The sequence below is a fragment of the Lactobacillus juensis genome, from assembly GCF_036246285.1.
Lineage (GTDB): Bacteria > Bacillota > Bacilli > Lactobacillales > Lactobacillaceae > Lactobacillus > Lactobacillus juensis.
The window spans coordinates 169,172-193,965 of the sequence record NZ_BTTS01000003.1 but is presented as its reverse complement, the minus strand read 5'-3'; the positions used below and the strand labels follow the sequence as shown (position 1 = coordinate 193,965).

28 protein-coding genes and 1 riboswitch are annotated in these 24,794 nt (G+C 35.9%); of the genes, 3 read left to right on the top strand and 25 right to left on the bottom strand.

Translation table 11 applies throughout. The features are described 5' to 3' along the window. Positions 1 to 48: 48 nt before the first annotated feature. From AAA926_RS08805 to AAA926_RS08765, 9 genes are all read right to left on the bottom strand, one after another. Complete coding sequence (locus AAA926_RS08805) at positions 49 to 1,038, bottom strand: D-2-hydroxyacid dehydrogenase (RefSeq protein WP_338207173.1); 990 nt, start codon at positions 1,036 to 1,038, stop codon at positions 49 to 51. A 73-nt stretch (positions 1,039 to 1,111) separates the two neighbouring features. Continuing rightward, positions 1,112 to 1,288: a hypothetical protein gene (locus tag AAA926_RS08800; RefSeq protein WP_198180395.1), complete on the bottom strand. Its 177-nt coding sequence runs from the start codon at positions 1,286 to 1,288 to the stop codon at positions 1,112 to 1,114. A gap of 150 nt (positions 1,289 to 1,438) precedes the next feature. Continuing rightward, the gene (locus AAA926_RS08795; protein WP_232347635.1) at positions 1,439 to 3,286 is read right to left on the bottom strand and encodes a BglG family transcription antiterminator; all 1,848 of its coding nucleotides are present in this window, start codon (positions 3,284 to 3,286) and stop codon (positions 1,439 to 1,441) included. A 12-nt stretch (positions 3,287 to 3,298) separates the two neighbouring features. Further along, positions 3,299 to 3,841 carry a 6-phospho-3-hexuloisomerase gene (gene hxlB / locus AAA926_RS08790; RefSeq protein WP_338212332.1) on the bottom strand — a complete coding sequence of 181 codons (543 nt, stop codon included), beginning with the start codon at positions 3,839 to 3,841 and terminating at the stop codon, positions 3,299 to 3,301. After that, entirely contained in the window at positions 3,834 to 4,430 is a 597-nt protein-coding gene (locus tag AAA926_RS08785) for a KpsF/GutQ family sugar-phosphate isomerase (RefSeq protein WP_198180391.1), read from the bottom strand. Before AAA926_RS08785 ends, hxlB begins: the two co-directional genes overlap by 8 nt. Further along, positions 4,423 to 4,947: a YjbQ family protein gene (locus AAA926_RS08780; RefSeq protein ID WP_198180389.1), complete on the bottom strand. Its 525-nt coding sequence runs from the start codon at positions 4,945 to 4,947 to the stop codon at positions 4,423 to 4,425. The genes AAA926_RS08785 and AAA926_RS08780 overlap by 8 nt, the downstream gene beginning before the upstream one ends. Next, entirely contained in the window at positions 4,944 to 5,234 is a 291-nt protein-coding gene (locus tag AAA926_RS08775; protein WP_034978874.1) for a PTS sugar transporter subunit IIB, read from the bottom strand. The genes AAA926_RS08780 and AAA926_RS08775 overlap by 4 nt, the downstream gene beginning before the upstream one ends. A 2-nt stretch (positions 5,235 to 5,236) precedes the next feature. Continuing rightward, positions 5,237 to 6,589 (bottom strand): PTS galactitol transporter subunit IIC, encoded by a 1,353-nt coding sequence (locus AAA926_RS08770; protein WP_198180387.1) that lies wholly within the window; start codon positions 6,587 to 6,589, stop codon positions 5,237 to 5,239. 14 nt (positions 6,590 to 6,603) lie between these two features. Beyond that, a complete protein-coding gene (locus AAA926_RS08765) occupies positions 6,604 to 7,062 on the bottom strand; it encodes a PTS sugar transporter subunit IIA (protein ID WP_198180385.1) in 459 nt (152 codons plus the stop codon). A 176-nt stretch (positions 7,063 to 7,238) separates the two neighbouring features. On the opposite strand from AAA926_RS08765, the gene rpe reads away from it, so the two are divergent. Beyond that, entirely contained in the window at positions 7,239 to 7,883 is a 645-nt protein-coding gene (rpe, locus tag AAA926_RS08760) for a ribulose-phosphate 3-epimerase (protein ID WP_198180384.1), read from the top strand. Between the two features lie 88 nt (positions 7,884 to 7,971). On the opposite strand, the gene AAA926_RS08755 is transcribed toward rpe, so the two are convergent. Genes AAA926_RS08755 through AAA926_RS08735 form a run of 5 tightly spaced genes read right to left on the bottom strand, consistent with a single transcriptional unit; the run spans position 7,972 to position 11,256 of the window. Beyond that, the gene (locus AAA926_RS08755) at positions 7,972 to 8,568 is read right to left on the bottom strand and encodes an SIS domain-containing protein (RefSeq protein WP_338207172.1); all 597 of its coding nucleotides are present in this window, start codon (positions 8,566 to 8,568) and stop codon (positions 7,972 to 7,974) included. A gap of 21 nt (positions 8,569 to 8,589) precedes the next feature. Beyond that, on the bottom strand, positions 8,590 to 9,048 hold the full coding sequence (locus tag AAA926_RS08750) for a PTS sugar transporter subunit IIA (protein WP_198180382.1): 459 nt from the start codon (positions 9,046 to 9,048) through the stop codon (positions 8,590 to 8,592). Between the two features lie 13 nt (positions 9,049 to 9,061). Then, positions 9,062 to 9,346: a PTS sugar transporter subunit IIB gene (locus AAA926_RS08745; RefSeq protein ID WP_045927493.1), complete on the bottom strand. Its 285-nt coding sequence runs from the start codon at positions 9,344 to 9,346 to the stop codon at positions 9,062 to 9,064. Positions 9,347 to 9,373: 27 nt separating this feature from the next. After that, the gene (locus AAA926_RS08740) at positions 9,374 to 10,723 is read right to left on the bottom strand and encodes a PTS galactitol transporter subunit IIC (RefSeq protein ID WP_198180380.1); all 1,350 of its coding nucleotides are present in this window, start codon (positions 10,721 to 10,723) and stop codon (positions 9,374 to 9,376) included. Positions 10,724 to 10,734: 11 nt separating this feature from the next. Next, positions 10,735 to 11,256, bottom strand: a complete 522-nt coding sequence (locus AAA926_RS08735; protein ID WP_198180378.1) for an RpiB/LacA/LacB family sugar-phosphate isomerase — start codon at positions 11,254 to 11,256, stop codon at positions 10,735 to 10,737. A 189-nt stretch (positions 11,257 to 11,445) separates the two neighbouring features. On the opposite strand from AAA926_RS08735, the gene AAA926_RS08730 reads away from it, so the two are divergent. Both AAA926_RS08730 and AAA926_RS08725 read left to right on the top strand, forming a co-directional pair. Next, a complete protein-coding gene (locus tag AAA926_RS08730; protein WP_198180376.1) occupies positions 11,446 to 12,216 on the top strand; it encodes a DeoR/GlpR family DNA-binding transcription regulator in 771 nt (256 codons plus the stop codon). A gap of 151 nt (positions 12,217 to 12,367) precedes the next feature. Then, positions 12,368 to 13,561, top strand: coding sequence for an MFS transporter (locus tag AAA926_RS08725; protein ID WP_198180374.1), 1,194 nt, complete (start codon positions 12,368 to 12,370; stop codon positions 13,559 to 13,561). A gap of 97 nt (positions 13,562 to 13,658) precedes the next feature. On the opposite strand, the gene ribH is transcribed toward AAA926_RS08725, so the two are convergent. The 11 genes from ribH to AAA926_RS08670 all read right to left on the bottom strand — a co-directional run bounded on the left by ribH (position 13,659) and on the right by AAA926_RS08670 (position 24,629). Further along, on the bottom strand, positions 13,659 to 14,132 hold the full coding sequence (ribH, locus tag AAA926_RS08720; RefSeq protein ID WP_034978883.1) for a 6,7-dimethyl-8-ribityllumazine synthase: 474 nt from the start codon (positions 14,130 to 14,132) through the stop codon (positions 13,659 to 13,661). 2 nt (positions 14,133 to 14,134) lie between these two features. Then, positions 14,135 to 15,361, bottom strand: coding sequence for a GTP cyclohydrolase II (gene ribA, locus AAA926_RS08715; RefSeq protein WP_338212331.1), 1,227 nt, complete (start codon positions 15,359 to 15,361; stop codon positions 14,135 to 14,137). A 12-nt stretch (positions 15,362 to 15,373) separates the two neighbouring features. Beyond that, positions 15,374 to 15,979, bottom strand: coding sequence for a riboflavin synthase (ribE, locus tag AAA926_RS08710; RefSeq protein ID WP_198180372.1), 606 nt, complete (start codon positions 15,977 to 15,979; stop codon positions 15,374 to 15,376). Next, a complete protein-coding gene (ribD, locus tag AAA926_RS08705) occupies positions 15,964 to 17,025 on the bottom strand; it encodes a bifunctional diaminohydroxyphosphoribosylaminopyrimidine deaminase/5-amino-6-(5-phosphoribosylamino)uracil reductase RibD (RefSeq protein ID WP_338207171.1) in 1,062 nt (353 codons plus the stop codon). The genes ribE and ribD overlap by 16 nt, the downstream gene beginning before the upstream one ends. Before the next feature lie 120 nt (positions 17,026 to 17,145). Then, a riboswitch (FMN riboswitch) is annotated at positions 17,146 to 17,279 on the bottom strand. Between the two features lie 107 nt (positions 17,280 to 17,386). Continuing rightward, positions 17,387 to 17,581, bottom strand: a complete 195-nt coding sequence (locus tag AAA926_RS08700; protein WP_198180370.1) for a hypothetical protein — start codon at positions 17,579 to 17,581, stop codon at positions 17,387 to 17,389. 152 nt (positions 17,582 to 17,733) lie between these two features. Beyond that, the gene (locus AAA926_RS08695) at positions 17,734 to 18,480 is read right to left on the bottom strand and encodes an aspartate/glutamate racemase family protein (RefSeq protein WP_198180368.1); all 747 of its coding nucleotides are present in this window, start codon (positions 18,478 to 18,480) and stop codon (positions 17,734 to 17,736) included. Between the two features lie 14 nt (positions 18,481 to 18,494). Next, positions 18,495 to 20,066: a UDP-N-acetylmuramoyl-L-alanyl-D-glutamate--2,6-diaminopimelate ligase gene (locus AAA926_RS08690; RefSeq protein ID WP_198180366.1), complete on the bottom strand. Its 1,572-nt coding sequence runs from the start codon at positions 20,064 to 20,066 to the stop codon at positions 18,495 to 18,497. Between the two features lie 44 nt (positions 20,067 to 20,110). Further along, entirely contained in the window at positions 20,111 to 21,265 is a 1,155-nt protein-coding gene (locus AAA926_RS08685) for a sensor histidine kinase (RefSeq protein WP_198180364.1), read from the bottom strand. Positions 21,266 to 21,269: 4 nt separating this feature from the next. Beyond that, positions 21,270 to 21,956 carry a response regulator transcription factor CroR gene (gene croR, locus AAA926_RS08680; protein ID WP_034978891.1) on the bottom strand — a complete coding sequence of 229 codons (687 nt, stop codon included), beginning with the start codon at positions 21,954 to 21,956 and terminating at the stop codon, positions 21,270 to 21,272. A gap of 176 nt (positions 21,957 to 22,132) precedes the next feature. Further along, a complete protein-coding gene (locus AAA926_RS08675) occupies positions 22,133 to 23,101 on the bottom strand; it encodes an ABC transporter ATP-binding protein (RefSeq protein WP_198180362.1) in 969 nt (322 codons plus the stop codon). Between the two features lies 1 nt (position 23,102). Beyond that, positions 23,103 to 24,629, bottom strand: coding sequence for an ABC transporter permease/substrate-binding protein (locus AAA926_RS08670; protein WP_198180360.1), 1,527 nt, complete (start codon positions 24,627 to 24,629; stop codon positions 23,103 to 23,105). Between the last annotated feature and the right edge of the window lie 165 nt (positions 24,630 to 24,794).

Genomic DNA, 24,794 nt, shown 5'->3' with positions numbered 1-24,794 from the left:
ATTTTATTGTTATAACGACATTTACGCCAAAATATTTTCACTATCTATTTACAAGTTAACTACGCTAGTCACTTCTCCTCCGGAAATAATTGTTTTAGCATCGTTCAAAGCAATTTCAATACTGTTTTTAACAGCTAATTTTGTGAAGAAAGCAATATGCGGAGTAATTAATACCTGTGGCATTGCTTTTAGTTCTTTATAATCTTCCGGCAGTGAATTCAGCATATTCTTTTTATCATAAAAATCTGTTTCATTGGCTAGAGTATCTAAAGCTGCAGCAGAAACTTGTCCATTTTTAAGAGCCGCAATTAAAGCTTGTGTGTCAACCAAGCCCCCACGAGCTACGTTAATCAAAATAGGCTTTTTCTTCATTTTATCAAAAGCAGTTTTGTCAATCATGTTTTCAGTACTTGCTAATAATGGCGTATGCAAAGAAATAATATCGGATTCAGCAAGAATCGTATCAAAGTCGGTATAAGTGAGGTAAGGTTCCAGAGATGCGTCATAAACCGGATCACAAGCCAAAACTTTAGCGCCCAATGCGCTGTATAGATGTGCACTGGCTCCACCAATATGACCGGCGCCAATTATACCGACAGTGCAATTAAAAATTTCAGTACTAATTGTACTTTTATCATAAGTAAAATCACCATGGTCCATTCTGTCTTGATAAATCCCAATTTTACGCAGTAAATACATTGCATCAGTTACACCGAGTTCGGCAATGGCCCTTGGTGAATACGCTGCAACATTTGTAATTTTAATACCATTCTTTTTTGCGGCTGCTAAATCTTGGTTATCAACTCCAACCTGCCGCACGGATAATTGCTTAATACCATATTCCTTAAATTTTTCGTAGACACTGGCTCCGACTGGAAGATTTCCTTCAGAACTCACTCCGTCAAAACCTTGTGCTAAATCAGCATTATCTGCAGACAAGTCATCGTGGACGATTTTTATTTCAACTTGATTTTTTTGTGCCCAGTTTTCAATAATGCTTTCTTCCATCTTAATTACACCATAACAAATAATTTTCACTTTTTATCTCTCCTATTCTTGCTTATAAAAAATTGGTAATCTTTGTTTTTAAGTTTGAAAAGTCGGATTAATTCTAATTCACGGTATCGCCAATACCACAAGCCGTAACTTTTTCATATTCAAGCCCATGAATGCAGGCTGGAGGCATATTGACACCACGTTGTCCTATTACTAACCCCGCAGCTGCTGCCAGCAAGTCACAAACTTTAGAAATTACGGGTACGCCACGCAAACCAGTAATTGTAACCATAGGTTCTCCCAACTTAATAAATTGATTAAAAAGCGTAGTATCTTAATTATAAAGGTTTAGTTATACAGTGCGAAAGTAAATTTTTAAAATTGCCAACAAAAAAATGTACTGCTATCCGAAATAACAATACATTTTTATATTACTGATTAATTATTCAACTTTTACAATTTCATTTACAAATTCATCATACGTTTTACTGGCAGTTAACTTAGAAACTTTATTATCATTAATGATAACCTCAGATAGTTCATCAAAAACTTTACGGAATTTCTTCTCATCCTTCTTGCTAGAAGCCAACGTAATAATTAAATAAACTAACTGATTTCCCCATTTTATTCCCTTAGGGTTAATATAAATAAACCACTGACTCTTCTCGGCATCATAATCAATAGGGTGCGGAATTGCAACTGATCCAAAAGCTGTACTAGAAAGCTTTTCTCTTTCTAAAATCTTTTTTTCAAAATCCTGACCAACAATTTTTTCTTTAATAAATTGCGTAGAAATACAGTGAATGATTTCTGAAGCACTCCGACTGCTACTTTCTCTGACAAAATTATTTTTAGATGTAAATTTTGCCAGACCACGTTTTAATTCTTGAGATAAATTTGCATCCTTAATCTGCTTAATTGCTTTTTGAATTTTATTAATGTCATTAGGTAACAGAAAACTAGAGATTTGCACAAAATTATGATTTTTTATAATTTGTTTTGAGTCTGCTACAATTACCAGTTGCGTTTCATCTAAAATATCGGATTCATCGGTAATAGTATTAAGTAAAGCCATATCGTTATTAAATTTTTGATCAATAATGTCTACAGTATCTTTAGCATTACCATGATATTCCGGCATAAACAACTGACCGATAACTTTATTTTCATTCCTGATCTGCTCGGTAACGATATTACCTACATGCAAAGCAATAAAAGCAATTTCTTCTTCACTAACTGAAATACCTAACACATTATTTATTTCATATGCTATTAAAGTAGCACATTCATATATTGTAGGTGAAGAGTTTTTTATATTTTTTGCCAAGGGATTATGAATTGTATCATTATTTTTAAAACGATCTATTAAACGTAATAAATGTGGCAAAAATCTTTTCTTAAATAATTCTTCGTCGAGATCTAAGTCATAGGTTTTTCTCACAAACAACACGATTCTCTTAAATAACTTATTAATTTGTGACTTTTCGGGTACTTCAATCTTATGATTCCCTATTAATAATTCCGACATATTTACCAGTTGCTTAACATCATATGCGGATAAGCAATAGTCAGTTTTATTATTAATCTCTTCTACAAGTCGATGTACTAAAACATTATCAATTTTATTAACATCCGGCTTTTCTATTGTTTCATCAGAACGATCAATCATAATTACCAGGTGTAATAAGAAATTGCTAAAATTAAAAGAATCTAATTTTGTCTTAGTTTCAGTAATACTTTGACTTAAAATTCTGCTGATTAAATGAACTTTAACATCAGGAAAATATTCTTGAATTGCTTTTTCATTTAGCAGCGTCCCGTTCAATTCATGATATATGATTGATGACAATATTTTCCTTTTATTTTCTTCTTTTCCTTCAACATGATAAAAATCACCAGAACGAACTAATTTCAGATCAAAATTGGAAAACTCATTGCTTAAATTTTTTAATTCTTTTCTTAGCTCCACATCATTAATATAAAGTTGACCAGACAAATCATAAATATTGATTGGTTCTTCCGCCATAATCAATTTTCGTATTAGCCACGAGCTTCTTTGATTGACGGTTATAGGTAAGCTGCTATTTTTTACCTGAGTTTCATTGGAACCTTTAAATTTATAGCCTTTTGGTCCACTTTCAATTTCAATATTGTTTTGACGTAGCTGAGCTATTCTATTTTTCACCGTTCTTTCCGAAATTGCCAGTTTCATTGCAAGAGTTTTCGCAGTGATCCAAGATTCATTATTTTGTCGTAAAAAATCTAATAAATCTCTGTTGCCACCCATCATTTATCTCCTCACCTATTCAAGATTAGAGTGTACTGAACGTAATTGACTTGCTGTAACCAAATTAGTATGAAGAGCTCTTAATACCAAGCTGTCAAACAATAGTAAAGAAGATTGTTCATACAAACTTCCCATAGGCTGAATTGAAGAGCCAGCTGTATCCTTGTCTTGGGCCTCAATTAATACAGTCACATCACTTTTTTGATTAAGCGGTGCCTTTTTATTAGCTGTAAAAACTATAATTTTTGCTTTTGCTTTTTTAGCACTTTCTTCTTGCGAAATTAGAGTTGATGATTTACCAGTAGCAGAATTAAAAATTAATAAATCATCTTTGCCAATCGCCGGTGCTGTTATCTCAGTGACTAGATGTACTCTAAGGCCAAACTGCGTTAACCGATTTGCAAGAGCATTTATCATTAAGCCACTTCTGCCTTCACCCGAAAGAAAAATACTTTTGGCATTCAAAAACATTCTTAAAATTTGGTCAGCCTTTTTATTTGTGAGATCACAATTTATATTGCTAAGTTCACTAATAATTTGATCAAATTCGTCAATCATTTCTGACATCCTTTGCTAGTCGCTGTCCCACTTTACCAGAAGGATGATTTAATAAAAAGGCTTTTTTGGTAAAATTTTCATCTTTCATTAGTATTGTGGCTATAACATCAAATAGAGAAATTACAGCCAAAGTACTGGTGGTAGCCAGCATATTAAACTCATCGAGTTCTTTTTCAACTTTGACTTTTACAACCAAATCTGCATTTTTTGCCAAAATCGAATCAACATTTTCAGTTACAGTGACAATCTTTGCCTGTTTTTCTTTAACATTTTGGACAAAACTAGTTAATTCTTTAGTAGAACCACCTTTTGATATAAAGATGACAGTATCGCCTTTTTTCACTTGTCCTAAGCCACCATGAACAGCATCTGACGGATTAAGATAAAAAGCTGAGATACCTGCAACATTTAATGTGTGGGTTGCTTTGCGGGCTGCCATTGCTGAAGTACCACAACCAGTGAGAAAAACATTATTAGTATTTTTTTCTATGATTTTTAGTAAATGAGTAAAATCTTCTTCACTAATGCTTTGACCAAGCTTAATAATTTCTTCGCCTTCAGCTTGGAAAAGTGCCGAATAATTATTCATCTGTTTCACCTAGAATTGTGATTTCAATTTTTCTTTTTCTTGCTCTAGTTTGGTCAAAATCTGCAAAAAAGATCTGACCAACTGAACCTAAAAGTAGTTTATGCTGCTTAACTCCCAAGGTAACGCTTGACCCAAGTAAATCTGATCTCAAATGACCATCTGTATTTAACATCGTCCATTTAACTGCCGGATAATTAGGATCAGTCTTTTTCATTCCATAAGCAATATGCTTTGGACCAGGACTAAGATAAGGATAATTCTCTGACTGCTGACGAGGAATTATCTTGTCTAATACATTAGTTAGATCAACTTGCAGGAAATCATCATCATAGTAATTTTTGTCATGCATATACTCGTCAAAGTAGACAGAACATGTTGTATGCGTTGTTTGCACTAAGCAAATGCCATTAGCAATATTACTTTTGCTAACAGCGTCCTTTACTTGCTCCGTAATCATATGATAGGAAGGTCTGCCTTGAACTGTTTCTAGCTCTAATTCATCAAAATAGAAACTCATGATTCAATAGCTGCCTTTACTTTGTCCCATACTTGATCTGTACCAATGCCTGTCAAAAGAGCTACGCCATTAATTACCTTGTCTTTAATTTCATCAGGAACTATCGTAGTTGAAATAACAATATCATAATTACCATTTTGAATGTTCTCAACTTCTTGACTAACAGCAGATTGCTTAATTTCAACGTCATTTTCGAAGCCATTCTCTTTTAGCCAGTCATTAACTTTTGCGTGGACAATGGTTGAAGTAGCATGTCCAGCACCACACATAATTAACATTTTTTTCATGATTATTCACCTTTCTCTGCACTTGGACCAGCATTAAATTTCTTAATTACATTTAAGTAGTATAGAAGGCCAAGTAAAACAACTATCAAAACACCCAAACCAATAACACCGAAGTTTTGCGTCATCCAAACGAAAATTGAATTTGTCCATAATCCAGACAGTTCGAACGAAAACGCACCTTTCGTATTAATACTGTAATTGGCCAACTTGAAACTCTTCATTACTAATGGAGAAAGCCAAGTAGACAAATACAGCATTGGTACCGAATAGATGACTGCTCCTATCAAACTTCTGATAATATTGCCTTTAAAAGCACCAACTAATAGAGTAAATACATAAACATAAAGTGTTAAATCTCCTAGAGGCAAAACTTTATTACCAGGTAAAATTGTGGCTAAGAACAGTGAGATTGGAATCATTAAAACACTAATAGCGATCACAGCTGGATGACCAACAGTTAAAGCAGCATCCATACCAATGTTTACTTTTTTACCGTGTAAATGCTTTTTAGTAAACTCTTGGGTTGCTGAAGAAATTGGGGTTAAACTTTCCATGAACATTGAAATCATTTTTGGCATGATCTTCAAAGTTGCGCCCATTTCAACTCCAAGTTGCAAAATACCTGAAACATCAAAGCCAGCTAGTAGTCCGATACCAACTCCTACAATAAAGCCAATAACTAATGGATCACCTAAAACGCCAAACCGTTTTTGAATTTTTTCTGGACTTGCATCTAATTTGCTAAATCCTGGAATTTTATCAAATAACCAGTTTAACGGTACAGCTAAAATTGTGGCTGAAAGAGCCATTGTATGGGTTACAGCAATACCAGGCAAATTGAAAAACTTTTCCGTAATTGGCTGCATCAAGTCTGCTAAAAACAATTCCAGTAGAAAGCCACCAGCTAAAGCAATTATGCCGTATACATAATTACCTGAAACTGCCCATACCAGCAAACCAATAAATGTTGGTTGCCATAAATTCCAAATATCAACATTTAGTGTTCTCGTTAAACCAATCCACACTAAAACCAGATTTATTAAAATAGTTAGTGGAATTGCCAAAACACCTAAAGAACTTGAAAAGGCAAGTGGACCTCCGACTCCACAACCAACATCCATAATACTTAACGACAAATGATATCTTGCAACCATCAATTTAATTGCAGGTTGCAAGTTAGTAGCCATCATGTTAACTACCATGTTCATTCCAATAAAACCAGCACTTAAGGTCAAGCCAGAAATCAGTGCTTTAGATGGTTTTAAACCGACAATGAGACCCAAAATAATGATAATAATTGGTATACCAACTGTTGAGCCTAAGTTTAAGAACCAATGTATGGCCTGTACAAACATTTTTTACCACTCCTTTAATTCAATCCGTATTTCTTCAATATTTGATCTGCTTGATCAATTTCAGATGCTGACATCAACTCTTTAATAGCCGTTTTATTTTGGCAGAAAGTCATTAAATTGCTTAATAACTGCGCCTGTTCATGCGGCTTGCTCATTGCAATCATAAAAACAATGTTAACTTTGACATTGACAGATTTATTCACCATGCTTTTAAATTGAACGGGTTTTTTTAAAGTTGCTAGAGCTATCTGTGAAGTATTGACATATGCCGAATCCGTGTGAGGGATTGCTACTCCAAATCCCTCTTCAAGTTCTAACCCAGTTGGAAAGTCGGTTTCCCGTTTTAAAACATGTTCCAAATAACTATCTTTAATTACATCCCTTTCTTTCAGTGCTTTAGCCATTTTGGTAATTATTTCTGTGCTATCTCGTGCATCAACATCTAGCTTGATTATTCTTTTATCGAAGAACATTCCTTCATCCGCCTTTCTTTATGTCACAATATTAAGCGCTTTATTTAATAAAGGAAAAAGCAATTTTGCACCTCAAGGTGAAAATAAAAAGAGCATAGCTTTCACTCTTACGGGGCAAAAATTATTTTGCAATAAAAGGGCACACTGGTTATAAGTTATATTAAGGAGGAAATAAAATGGTCAAAGTAGCCGTATCTTTACATAGTGGTCCTAAAATCAATCTAGCAAAAACATTAACTTTATTAGAAAAAGGAGGAGCTGATTATTTTCATATTGATGTAATGGATGGTACTTTTGTTTCTGAAATTGATTTTGGCGAAAATCTGGTTAAGGAAATAAGCGATTACTCTTCAGTCCCACTTGATATTCATATGATGGTAAATAACCCAGAGAAATTAATTAACCACTATTGTTGTAAAACTACGAAAGTAATTGGCATACATGTAGAATCAACACAGCATATTCATCGTGCTCTATCATTAATTAAACATGCAGGCAAAAAAAGCGAAGTTATTATTAATCCTGGTACCCCTGTCAATGCCATAACTCCTGTTCTCGATTTCGTTGATCAAGTTATGGTCATGTCAGTTGATCCTGGAACAAGTGGTGCCAAATTTATCCCTAATACTATTAACAAAGTTAAAGAACTGGATAATCTGAGACAAATTAATCATTATCATTATCGAATTGAAGCCGATGGCAGCATTAGCAACCAAAATATTAATGAACTTAAAAAAGCAGGACTTGATATTGCAGTTTCAGGTTCTTACATTTTTAAAGGCGATTTTAAAAAACAAATTCAAACATTAAAAAATATATAAAAAAGCCATTTCCTTAATGGAAATGGTCTTTTTATCCCTTCGACAAGATATTGAGAAATTAAGCGTTTTTTATTTAAAATCTATTTAGCTATTTCATATTTTCTTCTTTAAGTCTTTCACCAACTGCTCCTGACGGATGGTTACCTAAAAACTCTTTTTTATTGAATTTTTCTTTGTTTATCAAAGCTACAGCAATTCCATCAAATAATGAAATAACTGCTAAAGTACTTGATGTTGCTAACATATTAAATTGATCAGCTTCAGATTCAACTTTCACCTTAACAATTAGATTGGAATTACTTGCTATTACTGATGATTCATTCTCCGTAACTGCGACCATGTAAGCTTGCTTATCTTTAATGTTTTTAATAAACGACGTTAATTCTTTGGTGTTTCCGCCCTTAGAAATAAAAATTACTATGTCGTTAGCACTTACAGCACCTAATTCACCGTGAACAGCATCAGATGGATTAAGATAAAAAGCCTTTTGATTAATCACATTCAAAGTATGAACGGCCTTCTTGGCTGCCATAGCAGAAGTACCACACCCTGTTATAAAAATGTTGCCTTTACATTTAACCAATAGGTCACAAAGTTCGGTAACTTTTTGATAGTCAAGAGTATTACTTATGTGTTCTAATTCTTTACTTTCTTTAATTATTACATCTTTTATCGTATTATTCACTATGTTTTGCACCACTCTTATTTAAAAAACCAGTTTTTGTGTCAGAAACTTCTGAATGGAGTTAAGATCACTTTTGCTAATAAAATCTATAAACTTTTCATCCCTAAAAAGTCCCATCAGCTGTCTTAACATATTTAATTGTTGCTCACCCTCAAACAAGGCTAAGTTAAAAACAAATTTACATGAAACCTGTTTTGTTGCATCCGACATCAACCCAAAATTTACGGGCTGTTTAAGTCGTAAAAAACTAATACCGCTTTCTTTAACAAATTTTTGATTTCCATGTGGAATAGCTATACCCATACCATTTTTTAACTCGAGCCCAGTAGGATATTCTTTCTCTCTATCGATACAAGCATCAACATATTGTGGCAGTATCATTTTTTCGTTAATAAACTGCTGACCAGTAACCTTGATAGCATCTTGATAAGAATTTAATGATTCATTTTTAGCTTCCGAAACTAAAATTCTGTTTTTCATAACTCCTCCAATATTAGCTAAGAATGGCTTCTTTTATTTTCTCTAATACTTCTTCTTCTCCAATTCCTGTCAATAAACCAGAACCTACAATGACCGGAGTTTTAATACCTGGACGATCAAGTTTAGTGGACGAAACAATTAGGTCTTTATCATTGCAGAAATCATCAGAACAAGTCATCAAAGAAGCTTTTTCTAAATCTGCAGAAATATGTTGTTCGTCTAAATAATCTTTTAATCCAGCCAACATAATTGATGAAGAAGCAATACCATTTCCACAAACTACTAAAACTTTTTTCATTTTTATTTCTCCTCTAAATTCAAATTATTAAGCAACCTTAGCTCGTTCTACTTTTTTAAGCCAGTAACCTACAAGTACTACAAGCACTGCTATTAAAATAAAGCCGATTATGCCAATGCGAGAAGCTAAAGCAAATAATCCAGTAAATGGGTTAGCTGATGGATCAATAGATGAGTACATTACGCCACTCTTAGCACCAGCACCAAATTTTTGAAAGACTTGGTTTGTAGCTGGAGTCATCCAAGAGGCGATGTATAATCCTCCACCGAATAAAATAATGGATGAAAGCCATGTGCGGATTATATTACCCTTAAATACAGGAACCATTGCTGCTACATAAAATACTAATGATGATAAGTCTCCCATAGGTAATACTTTATTTCCTGGTAGTAAAACTGCCAAAATAACTAAAGCAGGGATCAGTAACAATGCTGGTGCTATAACTGATGGGTCACCAACTATTAGAGCAGTGTCCATGCCAACTGTAATTTGTCTGTCAGGAAACTTCTTAACCATCTTTTTACGTACAGCATTGGACATTGGTACTAAACCTTCCATCATTATTGAAGTCATTTTCGGCAACAAGAGCATAATAGCAGCTAAATACATGCCTAGTTGAACACTATCAATAATTGCATGATAAGGATCATTCCAATTGTATCCAGCTAATCCCAGAAATAAACCAATTATGAAACCAACCATTGTTGGGTCACCGAAAATTCCGAATTTCTTTTGAATGCTTTTTGCCGTTACATTCCAATTTCTAACACCTGGTATATGATTAAACAACCAGTTAAATGGATATGCAAAGAACAGATAAGTATTTGCAACTGGATGAGATATTGACACACCTTCAGGCAAATCATAAAAGTCGTGATTATTTTTCGCACCCAAGTCTGCTCCAATTAGAGCAATCATATGGAAAATTGCTGCTGTTAATAATCCATCAAAAAAACTGCCAGTAAAAGCATACATAATGGCACCCATAGATGCATTTTGATGCAAATTAAAAACATCAACATTTACACAATCCGTTAGCCTCAGTATCAGCATAATTATATTAACGCCTACACATAGTGGGATTACTACTGCACCAACAGGTGAACCAAATCCCATGACCGCCGTTGCTGCACCACCAACGTCAACTGCTGACAGTGAAGAACCTGTTTTTTGAGAAAGACCGGTAATGGCAGGCTGCATTTTATCAAGCATAAAGGAAACAACCATGCTTAATGCAATGAAACCAATACCCACTTTCATGGCAGCTTGTGTCGCTTCCGACCAGCTTCTACCCAACGCTTTCATCAAAAATAGGAAAATTACGGGAATAAATATAAAATTACCAATATCATTGATAAATTGTGTTATCATCGCCATATTTATTACCTCTAGCTTTCTCTTTCAAAGCCCATGTTCCACGCGACAAAATCCGGCTTTTTAAGAAAGCGATCATCATCTGCCCTAGCTTCAAGTAAATTTACCTTAGAATTTTCGCGTGCCTTATCAAAGTCAAAAGGTTCATCTAACCAAGCATCAAGAACCATCTCCATATAAGGAAGGCCATTAACTCTGACCCCTAAACCAATAATTTGTGCGTTTTGGCTCAGTCTTGCTCTTCTAGCTGAATAAGGATTGGTTACTGCCGTAGCCCGAATTCCCCAGTGCTTATTTGCCTGCATTGTGAAACCGATACCAGTTCCACAAATATAAATACCTAATCTACACTTATCTCTTTGTATAAATTCAGCCATTTCATCAGCTAATTTGGCATAAGTATGAATACCATCTTCTTTCTTTTTCACAGGATCAAAGACAACTTCATAGCCTTTTTGTTCAATCAAGTATTTTTTGATCTCTTCTTTTCTTTCGAATCCAACATTGTCACACGCAATCGCTATCTTTTTGTTCAAAATAATTCCTCCTTTAATATATTTACATTTCCAACTAAAACCAATTATATAATTGGTTTTAGTTGTAGTCAATAGTAATTTTTAACTAAATGCCAATAAAAGCCAATTTGCTGTACAGAATATTCATTTAACTAAGTCTTGGTGTAAAATAAATGGAAACTACATTTTTATTAGGAAATGGTGAATGAAATGGCAATTATGGAAGAAAGACGAAAGAAAATTCTTGAAGAGGTGCTAAAAAATGGAACCGTTACAGTTCATGATTTGTCTCAAAAATTTAACGTGTCATATGAAACTATCAGAAAAGATCTGAATTATTTAGCAGAAAAAGACCAACTTGTAAAAAGTCACGGTGGGGCAATTTCAAATCAGAATTCTATTGAAAATCCTTTTACATTAAAAAGAGAAGAAAACATTGATAGGAAACAAAGTATTGCCAAAAAGGCTTTAAGTTTAATACCAAATGGAGCTAGTATTATTTTAGGTACTGGGAGTACAGTTTATGAGTTAGCAAAATTGCTAGTCTTAAGAAACAATTTAAAAATAATTACTGATTTAATACCTGCAGTCAGTTATTTGCAATCTTCAAATAATGAAATATATTTCTTGGGTGGAAAGCTGCGTCCAAAAAGCTCTTCAGTTTACGGGAGTTGGACAGAAGAAGCGCTTGACCAAATTAATGTTGATATTTCTTTCATCGGTAGTGACGGATTTCATGGCTTTTTTGGGCCAACTACACCTTCATATTCTGATTCTGCAATTGAAAGAAAAATGATTTTGCATAGTGAAAAGAGTTATATTTTAGCAGATTCAACAAAATTCGAAAGAAAAAGTCTTTATGAAATTACTGATTGGAAAAATGTTACAGGAGTGATCACTAATAATGACTTAAAAGAGCGATTTATAAAAAGACTAAGTAAACATACGAAAGTTATTTTAGATAGTTTCAGAGATGAATAAGCATTTTTCGAAGAACAGAATGTAAATTAGATTTTGTATATTAAAAAAGACCGTTTTACGCAAACAAAACGGTCTTTTGTGTTACTTTTGATGTCTGCTAAATTGCTACATGTTACGCTTTTCGTTAAATCAAACGAAAGGCGTGGCAAAATTGAATAATAATAACTTTCTCAGCCGTAATCAAATATTATTACCTTTAATCAATTTTTTGACGAATTTTAGCAGCATCTTGGTTGGAATTGGCGGTTCACTAATTATCCGTGAATATTCAGATAATATCATTATTAACGGCTTAATTTCGAGTATCAGTTCGTTAGCACTTATTGTGAGTGTTTTATTTATCGGTTCCAAGCTCGATAACACTGACAAGAGGCGCATGCTTATCCAGATGTACATTTTACTAAGTTTATTTTTATTACTACCCTTTACTTTCCCGCAAAAATACTTTGTACCTTTATACATTATGGTTGACCTTTGTATAACAATGTTTAGCTTAGTAGAAGGGTTATCTTTCACTGGGAATTTAAAGTCACTTTTGACTGATAATGCACTGGAGCGAACTATTAACCTTAATTCCATTGCCGGACTTATTGGTAATATTGCCAGTGTGGCAGTGATGGCAGTTTTAATTTTTACTACCCGCAACTATTTGTCTTTTCTCTTAGTAGCAAGTGGCGGCTTTTTTATAAATATCTTTCTCTCTGTTGCTTTACACCAAAGGCACTTTACTAAAAGCCAAAATGGTTTTAAAACCTTAACTCATCTCATGACAGTTTGGCACAACATAACTGCTAGCAAAGGCTTACGCGCCTCAATTATTGTCGCCATCTTCACTAGTGCTCTCCAAGCAGTATTTAACGGGTTGCTGATCTATTTCTGGAAAGCGATTGATCCTAATTACAGTCACGTTTACTGGCTACTAATTGCAGTAGTCAGCGGACTTTTCTTAGGTGCTATTCTTATTCGCTTTGATAATACATTTTGGCTACTTAGTACTTTAGTATTTATTACCACCCTGGCTTTAGGAATTTTCTTTTTAAACCAAACAATCGTTACTATGAGCGGTATTACCGTACTAATATATGGCGAAACTTTACCAATCGCTAATTGGTGCAATAAAACCAGAATTAAAAGAACCGGTAAAGAGGTCCAGTCTTCGCAATCAAGTTTTTTGCAGTTGGGGAGTGCTCTCTTGAATATCTTTTTTACTGTCGGAGTATCTGCAATTGCCAATGCTTGCCACCAACCAGCTCTTACTTTACTTGCTGCTGGAATTGCCCTTTTACTTGTTTTTATACTTCTAGGCAATAATGTGCAGCGGTACCGCTTAGAAGAGATTAATTAAAAGCATTGAAGTGAAGGTATAAAAAACCACCTCTATTTCTAGAGATGGCTTTTTTCGTTATTAGTGGCGCCCAATAGCGATGATGCACTTAATTAAATTATAATTGTTTAATTTGTTCTTCTATATTTAAAACCTCTAGTACATCCGTGGCACATTCTGCACCTTTATTGCCCGATTTACCACCGGCACGATCCGTAGCTTGTGCCACCGTATCAGTCATTAACACGCCAAACATCACTGGTACTGTGCCATTTGCTGATGCTGCTGCCAGCTGCGACGTAGTGCCTTCACAAACATAGGTAAAGTGAGCAGTTTCGCCCCGAATTACTGCTCCGAGTGCAATGATGCCATCGACTTTGCCACTCTTTGCCAAGCAGTTGACGGTACGAGCAATTTCGAAGGCTCCAGGTACTCTCACAATCACAATATTTTCATCTTTCACGCCCGATTTTTTTAATTGTGACACTGCTCCAGAAAGCAAACGGTCTGTGACCACACCATTAAACTGAGCAACAACAATCCCAATCTTTTTATCTTGTCCTTGAGCAATGTTTCCGTTAATTTCTTTCATAATTAATCCACCTCATTTAAAATATGATTCATTTCATGTTTTTTAGTTGCCAAATATTTTTTATTTTCTTCAGTCATGCCCACTTCAACTGGAATGCGTTCAGTAACTTTAATGCCATAGTTTTCTAATTGCGCTACTTTATCCGGGTTATTAGTCATTAATTTAACTTCGTTAACGCCCTTTTGTCTTAAAATTTCAGCAGCGACATTGTAGCGACGAGCATCAACCGGCAAGCCTAGATGCTGGTTAGCTTCTACCGTATTCATACCCTCATCTTGCAATTTATAGGCTCGTAACTTGTTTTCCAGACCAATTCCCCGACCTTCTTGACGCAAGTATAAAACCGCTCCTGAACCATTTTCTTCAATTTTAGTTAGTGCTTCTGCAAGTTGAGCGCCACAATCACAACGCTTAGAACCAAACACATCTCCCGTTAAGCATTCACTGTGAAGCCGCAATAAAAGGGGCTCACCTTTTTTAATTTCGCCTTTGCTAATTAACAAAGTAGGTTGCTTTTCGGGATGCTTGGTATCTCTAAACCCTTCAAGCTGGAAATGACCGTACTTGGTAGGAAAATCGACCTTAGTAAAAGATTCAATCCTCAAATCTTTGTTTTCCTGATTTTTACGGTACTCAATTAACTCCTCAATGGTCAAATAAGGAATGCCTAGTCCTTCTGCTAAAGCTTTCAAATCTTTACGTCTGGCCATCGTCCCATCTTTTTTAATACACTCACAGATAAAGCCAACAGGAGCAACGCCAGCTAGTCTTGCCAAATCTAAGGCTGCTTCCGTATGACCAGTCCGCTCCAGCACGCCACCTTCTTTAGCTACTAACGGAAAAACATGTCCAGGATGGTAAAAATCAGCCCATTGGCTATTAGGATCTGCCAATTTTTTAATAGTCTTTGCCCGATCAAAAGCTGAAATTCCTGTTGTGGTCTCAGTGGAATCAACACTAAGAGTAAAAGCTGTGCCAAAAGTATCATTCGAACCAGTTTCAATTGGTTTCAACTGCAAACGATCGGCATAAGCTTTGCTCATCGGCACGCATAATAATCCGCGAGCCTTAGTGATCATCATGTTAACCGCCTGTGGCGTGACTTTTTCTGCTAAACCAATCATATCCCCTTCAGACTCGCGTTGCGGTGAATCAGCCACAATTACCAATCCACCATTTAGCATGTGCTGCAATACTTTCCGTATTTTTTCATTCAATTTTTCTGTCATTTTTTTCCTCCATCAAAATTCCTTTTTCCATGCCTGAATTTGCTTTACTGCATAGCGACCAATCATATCTACTTCAATATTTGCTTTATCGCCTACCTGGTAGTGAGCCAAAGTAGTATTTTGGATGGTATAAGGTATTAAACTTACCCCAAAATGATCATTTGCTGCCATCGTGACAGTTAAACTGATGCCATCAATAGCAATTGATCCTTTTTCAACAATAAAGGGATCATACTTATGTGGCACTGCGAATTCCAATTCAATAGAATTTTCGTTTTCAACTCGTTTTACCAGCTCAGCTGTAGTATCAATGTGTCCTGCAACAATATGGCCATCAAGTTTGCCGTTCAGTGATAGTGAGGGTTCCAAATTAACTAAACTGCCTTTTTGCAAATTGCCTAGATTGGTTCTTTTCATTGTTTCTGGCATTACATCAACTGCAAAGTCATTATCGCTCCAATCGGTAACAGTCAAACAAATACCATTAACAGCGATACTTGCTCCTAATGGCAAATCTTTTTGCATCAATTTTGGCGCACAAATACCTAGTCTTGCATGTTGCTCACTAATTTCCAAACGGGTAATCGTACCTGTTGTTTGAATTATTCCTGTAAACATTCTTTTCTCCTCACGCGAATTCTTACATCTTGGTTTAAACTTTTAACATCCAATAATTGGTAGTGACTTATTTCTGTTAAAGCCTGTCCGAACACGGCTGGAAGGGCAGTGCCACCCAAAACGATAGGTGCAACATATGCCACAATTTCATCTACTAAATCTGCTGCTACAAACTGAGCTTGTATATTGCTGCCGCCCTCAACTAACAGCGATTGAATTTCATGTTCAGCTAGCAGCTGTACTACTTTTGCAGGTGTCCATTTGCTAGCAGTATAGCAACACACATTTTCTCTAACCTTTTGAGTTAAATTTGTTTCACTCAGTAACCAAATTTGACCGCGAGTCTTAAACATTTGACTGGTAAAGTCCAACCGATTGGCATCCTTAGTTAACACAATCCTAATAGGTGGATGTGGTAAGTTTTTTATTCTGACAGTTAACAGCGGATTGTCGATGCGTAATGTGTTTGCACCAATTAAAATGGCTTGATTTTGCAGGCGCAATTTTTGTACATCCACTTGAGCCGCATCCCCAGTCAACAGTGTTCTCCTTTTGCCCGCAGCATTAATTTTGCCATCAATAGACATCGCATATTTAAGTGTCACAAAAGGTCTCTTTTGTTGATAAAAAAAGTTATACGCAACATTTAAATTTTCAGTGCCACCAATGACTTCAGTCTGAACGCCATGACTTTCTAAATATTTAATGCCCTTACCTGCTACAATTTGATGAGGATCAACCTGACCGATAACTACTCTTTTGATTCCAGCTTCGGCTACTTTTTTGCAACAAGGTGGCTGTTTGCCATAATGACTGCAAGGCTCTAAAGTGACATACAAAGTTGCTCCTTGCGCCTCTTTAGGATCGGCTAAGTGCGACAGCGTATTCACTTCCGCATGTTCTCTGCCAAATTGATGGTGGTAGCCAGTTGCTAAAACCTGATCATCTTTAACTAAAACCGCACCAACTAAGGGATTTGTCCAAGTCATCCCTTCTGCTTTCACAGCTTCTTGGGCTGCCATTTGCATATAATCCTTATCCTGCACTAATTTCACTTCCTAAGCATTAAAAAACCTCGTTGATTCCATCAACGAGGCTTATTTTATATTCATCAAATAAGATTTCAGCGAAGTTTAATAACGACGCGAGTTTTCTGTTTAATCTTGTTTGTTCTTCTCCCATCCAGACTTTAACTGTCGGTACTAGACTTGCACTAGTTCCACCGCAAAACGCGGGTCACGGACTTCAATTATCAATTGTCACCGTCGGTAAGGAATTACACCCTGCCCCGAAGAAACCGTATTCAACTATTTTTAGTATAATATAGTTATGCCCTATCGGCAATAGCAATTTATTGTTTTATATAATTATATACATGATAAGCTTAAACTTAATCAAAATTATTCCTTAAAACTTCCAATCAGACAAATGGAGAGGGATATTATTGTTTTTACCAAAATATTTTCTAAAAGCAGTGCCAAATGACAAATGATCTTTAAGATGATTGCGATAAGCGTCTCTAATACTAAAAATTACTGTCACTGCTAAATTAGTAGTCACAATTATCAGTATGCCAATAAATATATATAAAAGGTATAGCATTTTGGGTCTCCCTGTTTTTAACTGTATTACTTTTCTAATACACTACTACCTGATGGCAACATTGTCAATACCCTTTTTAAGAAAAATAAATAGACTAACAATCAAATTGATTACTAGTCTATTTTAATTTAATATGTAAAACTTACATTTTATTAATACATATATTTCTCTATGGCTGTTTTCGGATCCATTCCTGCACGAATTTTTAGTTCTAATTCAATTGCCACATCAGCCATGATCACCTGGGGATCAATGACATTATAGGGATGATCTGGCGCTTTTTCCTGAGCTAGCGACAATTCTGTGCAGCCTAGTAGAATTACATTACAACCATATTGCTCATGCATTGTGCGTAATATGCGGTGGTAAAGTTCACCATTCACCACGCCTTTTTCCTTAATGTTGGAATAAATCAGCTCAGTAACCATTGGTTGAATCTCAGGACCACCCAGCTCTACTTCACGACCTACCTGCTTAATTTCGTCTTCGTACAGATGGTCATAAATTGACCCTTCGGTAGCAATTAGACCTATCTTTTTCTCTTCTGGATAATCAGTTATAAATTTATGCACGGCAATGCGCATCATATGCAAAAAAGGAATGTCTGTTAGCTTTACCAGATCATCATAACAATAGTGAGCTGTATTACACGGCATTACAAAAAAATCCGGTTTTAGCTGGGCTTGTTGGAGCACATCCTCACGCAAAGCAGTGAAAAAATTAGGTTTGCTATGATCTTTGATATAAGCCGTGCGATCAGGAACTTGGGCATCATTAACCAAAATATAATTTAAATAGTCCTGATCTTTAGTAATTTTGATGCGGTGATTAATCATGCGAACAAAGCTCTCTGTTGCAATAGTACCCATACCGCCAATAATACTAAAAAAATGTTTCATTAATACCTGCGTTTCTAACTTCTAAAGTGTTCTTTTTGTCCTTCAAGTTCATCAATTGCTTGTTGTGCAACTGTAATATCAGAGGGATAAGGTGTATCTACGCCGCGCACTTTTTGAAAACCGTCCTCACCTTTACCACAGATTAGAACAATATCTCCTTTATTTGACATATTAATAGCATCATATATGGCCTTTTTACGATCCAGTTCTATTGTCACATCAACTTTAGAATGATCAATGCCGGCATCAATCTCCTGGGCAATTTCTTTTGGATCTTCAAATCCCGGATCATCAGTAGTCAAATAGGCTTTATCAGCATAGGCATTTAAACTGTGGCTAAAACCAGGACGGCGAGAAATTCCTTTATCGCCAGGAGCTCCTACAACCACAATAATTTTGGGATTATTAAATTCGCGCTGCATAAAGCCCATAAGTGCCATCATGGAAGCTTCGTTATGTGCATAATCTACAACCACTACACCATGGTCTTTGGTCACTTCTGTCTGCATCCGTCCCGGAACAGTTACTTGACCAATTCCTTTAGCAGCATCGTCATGATCCATTCCGGCCAGTCCGGCTCCAATTACTGCAGCCGTACCGTTTGATTCGTTAAAATCACCCAGCATTTTTAACTGGTAATCACCGGCTATTTTAAGTTGCTTAGCTTTATCACTAACACATAATACCTGGAATTTAGTCTGAGCCATATCAAGTTCCTCGGTTGCAAAACGAAAATCAATGGTCTGTTTTAAGTTAGGATTAGTAAATTTTTCAGCAGCAAATAAGTAGATACTGTCTGGATCAGTAGTAGTCGTAGCAGCAGCATAAACTTCGTCAAAGTGGTCAGTCTGAGCGTTAATAATACACTTGCGCGCATTAACTAATAATTGCAGTTTGCAATGCAAATAATCAGCAAAGTTAGGATGCTCATTAGGGCCAATATGGTCAGGCGTAATGTTTAAGAAAAAGCCTAAGTCATAAGTTAGTCCAAACACCCTGTTTTTCTTATATGCCTGGCTGGAAACTTCCATCACCATGTGCGTCATGCCGTTATCCACAGCTGTTCGCATGTCACGGAACAAGTCAAGGGATTCTGGTGTGGTTAAGCTGGATTTAAAAGTATCATCTTTTTTCTGGCCTACAACTGTGTTGACAGAAGAAATCAGTGCAGTTTTACCACCATTGACTTGATCCAGCATTCCTTTTAGAAAATAAGCAGTAGTGGTTTTACCTTTAGTACCAGTAATAGCAATTAAATATAAATCATCTTGAGGAAAGCGGAAAAAGGCTGCAGATAATAGAGCCATTGCCTTAGAAACATTGCGCACAATCAGTGCATGCATTCCCTTGCCTTCTGGATATGGTTGCTCTGCTACATAACAGTTGGCACCATTTGCTTTGGCCATTGACAAAAATGTAGGACGAAACCCAGCACCTTTACAAAAGAACAGTGTATTGGTTTGAACATCCCGTGAATCATATGACACATATTCCATTTTTGACGGGACGGTGTCCTGAACAGCACTCGATTTAAGCAGATGGTGCTCTTTTAAAATTAAAATACAGGTATTTAAAGAAATACTCATGCTATACTCCTCTATTTATTATCTCAGTCAAAATTATACCACAGCTATGCTGGAGTTTTTTCACTCTTTAGGTTCAAAGGCAGACAAATAATGAAACGGGTCCAATCTTTATCAGATTCACAACGAATCTTGCCGTGATGAAGATCAACAATGCTTTTGGTAATTGACAGACCTAATCCAGTACCACCTGTTTTAGTATTGCGAGAACCTTCAACTCTGTAAAACCGTTCAAATATTTTCTTTAGCGACTCTTCAGGAATTTGGGCACCATTATTTTCTACCCGCAGTTCTACTTCATTGTTGTTAACCAAATTGGCAATTAAATTAATTTGCGTTGCCCCTGTACCATATTTAAGTGCGTTAGTGATGAGATTATTGTATACACGTACCAGCTTTTCTGCATCAGCTTGAATTGTTAAATCTTTGGGTCTTGCTTCTATGTTAAATACTATCCCTTTTTCCTGACCCTCAAATTCAAAACCTGCTGCCACCTGCTCTAACATAGAAAAAATATGTAAAGAGGACAAGTTTAGTTTGGTACTAGTTGATTTTAACGTTGTATACTCAAGCAGATCATGAGCTAATGACTTCATTTGTTCTGCTTTCATATATGCGATATTAAGATATTTTTGTTGATCTGCTGGATCCGACACCCCCGATTTAAGCAAACCTAAATAACCGATAACAGAGGTTAAAGGCGTTCTGATATCATGAGAAACATTACTAATTAGTTCATCTTTAGACTTTTCAATCGCCTTTTCTTCATTAATTGCGGTGACCGTACTATCCACTAATGAGTTAATCGAATCAATTACTTTCTGCAGGTCTGTTTTAACCTTAAAAGAAATTGTATGATCAAAATGTCCTTTGGCAATATAATGCAATTCAGAAATAACGTGTCTTAACTGCATTTGATGATAACGCCGAATTAAGCGCCAATAAAGCACGATCAAATCACCAATACCCATAAAAACGATAAAGGTATTTTGCCAAGACCACAAGTGACGTCCACCAGCAAAAGTAATGGTTCTTTTTAAAAAATAAATACCGTTAACCAGGTTTTTATTTTGTAAAATTGTCAAGTTGATTAAAATAATCACCGATAGGTTTAACAATAACAGCAAGATCACCGTTATAACGCCTTCAGCAAACAACTCGCTTTTTTCAGCAGCTGTCAGCTTGACTCTTTCTTTTTTCATCTAGCTAAGCCTCAACTTTATAGCCTACACCCCAAACTGTTTGAATAACATCTTCGCCGCCTGTAGCCGTTTGAATCTTGTCACGCAAGTGGGAAACATGCACCATAACGGTTTTGGCAGAAACTATCGATTCCTGTTGCCAAACTCGTTCAAAAATTTCATCTGCAGAAAACACGCGATTAGGGTGACTGGCGAGAAGATACAGAATACCGAATTCCAAAGCAGTTAACTGAATATCTTTGCCATCAATCGTTTTTACTTCATGTGAATCACGGTTAATAATAAGCGGCCCAACCTCAAGAATGTCAGGTTCATCATCTTTGACCTGCTTTTGACTGCGACGTAAAAGTGAGCGAACCCGTGCCATTACCTCTAATGGATTAAACGGCTTTGACACATAGTCATCAGCCCCCGTAATCAAACCCTGGATTTTGTCCATGTCACCAGTTTTGGCAGACACAATAATAATAGGAATGTCTGAATCCTTACGAACTTCCTTAATAACATCAATTCCACTCATATTAGGCATCATGACATCTAAAATCATTAATGCAATATCAGGAGTGGTAGTTAATTTTGTAATTGCTTCTTTGCCGCTGTAGGCAACTACTGGGGTATACCCTTCATTTTTAAGATAAATACTTAACAGTTCGACGATTTCTTTATCGTCGTCAACAACTAAAATTTTCATAGGGCTAATTTCCCTTCTTTTTACTTATTGATTATATTCGTTTTATTTTTATATTCTACTAAATATAGTGTAGCAGAATCTATGTCTAATATTTTAGACAATTTTGTAACAAACTACTAATATTCAAGCATAACTTTATTGTTTTATTAAAAAAGCCGGATTTTCCAGCTTAGTTTCTACTTTAAACTATTAATATTATTCAGATATGTAACCAGCCATTGCCGATCAACAAGGCCTAAAAAGTCCCCACTGGCATTTTGTACCAGCACTTCATTTTGCTCACTTAAAAGAGTTAACAATTTAGCAATTGTGTCCTCGACATTAATTAACGGCATTGCCGCCCGTGAGCCAGATTCAGCCCGTTTAAATTTAGTCAATAAAGCTGCTTGCTTCAAAGTTGTTTCATATAGGTTGCTGCCTATGCTGCCTCTGAAAAAGTCTCGGACAAAGTTATTAGCCGGATGCCGTAAAATTTCTTCTGGCTGATCAACCTGCAGCAATTGGCCATCCTTCATAATACCAATTCTATCAGCTAAATGGAGTGCCTCGTTCATATCATGCGTCACAAACAAAATAGTATTATGCAGTTGCTTATGCAAGTCAACAACTAGTTCTTGTAAATTTGCTCGAGAAAGTGGATCAAGTGCACTAAAAGGTTCATCCATCAACACGATAGGAGGCTTTGATGCAATAGCCCTTAAAATGCCAATTCTTTGTTGTTCACCACCAGACAGTTCCTGGGGATAACGTTGAGCGTATTCTTGCGGATTGAGACCCACTTTTTGCAGCAGTTGGGCTGCCAATTTTTCCAGATTATCGTTTACCCCTTGAATTTCTGGAATGAGAGTAATATTTTGGGCAACGGTCATATTCGGAAAAAGAGCGATTTGTTGCAACACATAACCAATTTGCCAGCGCAATTTTTGCACATCGTATTCTGTAGTAGGCCGTTCATTAATTAAAACCTGGCCAGAATTTGGGTCTTCCAAACGGTTAATCATTTTAACAGATGTTGTTTTCCCACTACCGGAGTTGCCAACTAGGACAAAAAGTTCACCTTGTTGAATATCAAGATTAAGATCGTTTACTACTATTTTACCGGCAAAAGTTTTTTGTACATGTTCAAATTTAATTGCTGAAGCCATCTTATTTCTCCTTAAGTAAATGCTGTTTTACTAAATAATGATGCGCCACTTGGCCTGGATCCATATTTTTGATATTGACCTCATAATTCATTTCCTGCATTTGCTTTTCAGTGATCTTGCCGGCTAATTTATTTAAACTGTGTACCACTTGGGGATGCCGACGTGCAAAGTCGTTACTCATTAAAGGAGCACCCTGATAAATAGGGAAGTTATGTTTGTCATCTTTTAAAATACTTAAGTGATACTGCCGCAATTCACTGTCAGTTGAATAGGCATCAACGATGTTAACCTTATTTTGGTCTATTGCTTGATAGCGCAGAGCCGGCTCCATTGATTTAACTGGGAAATCAATTTTGTATAGTTTCTTAATTCCTTTAAAACCATCTCCACGGTCAATAAATTCTAAAGTCATACCACCCTTTAACTGATTAGTAATATTAGCCAAATCACTGATTTTCTTTAAATGATTTTTGTTTTTAAAAGAGGTTTTGACAGCCAAAGCATAAGTGTTATCGTAGGCCATTGGTCTAAGTAAAGTAAGTTTATCCTGCTTATTCACTAATTCTTTAGCTTTAGCATAAGTTTCTTTTTCAGATAAACCCGTCGTTTTTACCGGAGTTTTAGCAAAAGTCTCTAAAATAGTACCCGTAAATTCCGGATAAATATCGATCTTACCGTTTTTTAATGCACTAAAGAGAAAAGTAGTCTTACCAAAATTAGGTTTCAACGTCACTTGAACGTGCGCATCACCCTGTTCAATTAATTCTTTGTACATATTAATCAAAATTTCGGGTTCAGAGCCTAGCTTACCAGCAACAGTTATCGTCTCTTTTTGATTAGCAACAGTTTCATAAACACCACTGCCTGCCAAAAATAAAACACTGACAGCTAAAACTCCTAAAGCAGTTTTAACTGAAGCATGTTCTAACCACTTGATCAAGGCACTTAAAATAATAGCCAAGGCACCTGAACAAACTGCGCCGATAATTATTAAAGCAGTATTATTACGGTCAATTCCCAGTAGTATAAAACTACCAAGTCCGCCTGCGCCAATTAATGCTGCCATGGTAGCTGTCCCGATAATTAAAACTAAAGCTGTCCTAATACCAGAAATAATTGTGGGCATAGCTAAAGGTAATTCAACTTTGAGCAGCTTTTGCATGCGCGACATGCCGAACGCATCTGCAGCTTCTTCCAGAGCTGGATCAATTTCTGTTAATCCCAAATAGGTATTCTGAAAGATAGGTAATAAAGCATACACTATCAAGGCAATTACCGCAGGAACTGTTCCTATGCCGACAAGGGGTATTAGCAAACCCAGAAGTGCCAAAGAAGGAATAGTTTGTAATATACTGGCAATTTGCAATAAAAATTCTGCTACTTTGGCATGTTTTACAGTCCAAAAAGCTAGTGGCATTGCAATTACCATAGCAATCAGCAGTGAAATTAATGATATCTGTATATGCTGCAGCAATGCAATCCCTAAATCGCCTCGGCGTTCACTTAAAATTTGGATGATTTGATTCATTTGCGTAATTCCTTTTGTCTATGACAATTTTTTAATTATCCTAAATTACATAAAGATTTTTGTTAATAGCTTTAGACCCAGCTAATTTCTTAAACCTTACCATAACACAAACTTGCGTTCTGTAAGTATTTATTGCTTGCAGGTCTTTTTAAGCAAAAAAATTCC